This window comes from Lentilactobacillus parafarraginis DSM 18390 = JCM 14109 (assembly GCF_001435895.1).
In the GTDB taxonomy this organism is placed as follows: domain Bacteria; phylum Bacillota; class Bacilli; order Lactobacillales; family Lactobacillaceae; genus Lentilactobacillus; species Lentilactobacillus parafarraginis.
Genome location: NZ_AZFZ01000135.1, coordinates 1 through 2,375, shown reverse-complemented (window position 1 = coordinate 2,375; position 2,375 = coordinate 1). Strand labels below are relative to the sequence as shown.

The 2,375-nt window shown below is 37.9% G+C and carries 1 protein-coding gene; it reads left to right on the top strand.

Going from position 1 to position 2,375, the window contains the following annotated elements:
* Nucleotides 1-234: 234 nt before the first annotated feature.
* The gene (gene mobQ, locus FD47_RS14200) at nucleotides 235-2,298 is read left to right on the top strand and encodes a MobQ family relaxase (protein ID WP_056980822.1); all 2,064 of its coding nucleotides are present in this window, start codon (nucleotides 235-237) and stop codon (nucleotides 2,296-2,298) included.
* Nucleotides 2,299-2,375: the final 77 nt, after the last annotated feature.

Below are 2,375 nucleotides of genomic sequence, written 5' to 3'. Positions count from 1 at the left end.
ACTATATCATACAGAGAACGTTAAGTCAAAGTACGAAAGTTGAAATAGCGAAGCGGAAGTCATACACTACAGTTGAATTAAAGGAATTCAGAAGACCGAGTGGAACGAGGTCAATGCGCACTTACACACAACAACTAAAGTTGTTTGTGTTATTGTGATAAATCGTTGTATAAGAAGTCGCCGTTGGCGACAAAAAAATCAAACCCATAGAACCAAAGAAAGGTTGTGACCGACATGGCAATTTTCCACATAAGCTTTAGTAATATTAGTGCTGGTAAAGGAAGAAGTGCAATTGCCGGAGCAAGTTACCGAAGTGGCGAAAAGTTATTTGATCAAAAAGAAGATCGAAGCTATTTTTATGCTCGATCGGTTATGCCAGAAAGCTTTATTTTGACACCAAAGAATGCACCAGAATGGGCGAGTGATCGAGAGAAACTATGGAACGAAGTAGAAAGAAAAGATCGGCGAGCAAACTCACGCTATGCAAAAGAGTTTAACGTGGCTTTACCAGTTGAATTAAATTCAGATGAACAGAAAGAATTGTTGACCAAATATGTTCAAGAAAATTTTGTTGATGAGGGTATGGTTGCCGACGTGTCTATACATAGAGATCACTCAGACAATCCGCACGCTCATGTTATGCTAACTAATCGTCCATTTAACCCAGACGGAACATGGGGATTAAAAAGCAAAAGAGAAAACATATTAGATGAAAATGGAAGCAAAACTTATACGGGAAATAGTCGTTTTCCAAGATCAAGAAAAGTGTGGTTAGTTGATTGGGATAAAAAAGAAAAAATTACCCAATGGCGGCACAATTGGGCGGTTAGTGTAAATCAAGTTTTAGAGCAAAAAAATATTCCCGATCGGATCAGCGAGAAATCATTTGCGGATCAGGGAATAGATGAAACACCAATGCAACACGAGGGAATCAATAGCAAGCGGCATGAAAGAAAAGAATTTAATCAACAAGTTAAGAACTATCGTAAGTCCAAAGCTGGCTATAAAAACATGCAAGAAAAAGTAATTAATAGAGGTCATTTAAATAGCCTAAGCAAACACTTCTCATTCAATGAAAAACGGGTGGTTAAAGAGTTAAGCCATGAACTGAAAACGTATATCAGTTTGGAGAGCTTAGATGATAAACGGCGCATGCTGTTTAATTGGAAAAACAGCACCCTAATTAAACATGCAGTCGGGAAAGATGTGACTAAACAATTATTGATAATTAACCAACAAGAAATTTCATTAAAAAAGGCAGATGAACTCTTGAATAAAGTAGTAGATCGAACCGCAAAAAAGCTTTATCCAGACCTTGATTTTGAACAGACCACACAAGCTGAAAGGCGAGAATTAATTAAGGAAACTGATAGCGAGCAAACAGTTTTCAAAGGCAGTGAATTAAACGAACGCTTAATGAACATTCGTGATGATTTATTAACCCAACAATTATTGACCTTTACTAAGCGTCCGTATGTTGGTTTTAAGTTATTAATGCAACAGGAAAAAGAAACCAAAATTGATCTGAAATATACGCTTATGATCCATAATGATAGCTTAGAAACTTTAGAACATGTCGATAGAGGACTGCTAGAAAAGTATTCACCAGAAGAACAGCAAAAGATTACTAGGGCAGTCAAAGATTTACGAACAATCATGGCAGTTAAACAAGTTATTCGAACTCAATACCATGAAGTTTTGAAAAGAGCATTTCCAAATGGTGATTTAGATGATCTTTCACTAGTTAGACAAGAACAGGCTTATACAGCCGTGATGTATTATGATCCAGCTTTAAAACCATGTAAGGTTGAGACGATTGAACAATGGCAAGAAAACCCACCGAAGGTTTTTAGTACCCAAGAACATCAACAAGGTTTGGCTTATTTGTCGGGGCATCTTAGCTTAGATCAGCTAGGAAGTCACCACTTACAGCGTGTCTTAAAGCATGACGGAACTAAACAAATTTTTCTTGGTGAATGTAAAGCTGATCCTACTATCAAGACCAGCCAGATTGAGAAAATTCAAAGGCAGTTAAAAGAGCAACAAGATAAGGACGATCAGTACCGAAAAGCAAATATAGGACGTTATCAACCATTGAACTACAAGCCGGTTAGCCCGAACCGCTACTTAAAGACAGCCTTTAGTGACGCTGTTATGGCCGCCCTGTATGCCCGCGATGAAGATTATAAACGGCAGAAACAAGCGCGTGGCTTAAAAGATACCGAGTGGGAAATGACTAAAAAGAAACGGCAGCATCAAATCCGCAATCGACATGAAGACGGCGGTATGCACCTGTAATCTAAGTTGATACCAGCAACTATTCTTTAGAAGCTGTCCAAGATCCATGATTTTTGATATACTTCTATGTAAAAAGC

What these genes read in the sequence shown, in the direction of transcription:
- mobQ (WP_056980822.1), top strand. Translation starts at nt 235, where the DNA reads ATGGCAATTTTCCACATAAGCTTTAGTAATATTAGTGCTGGTAAAGGA.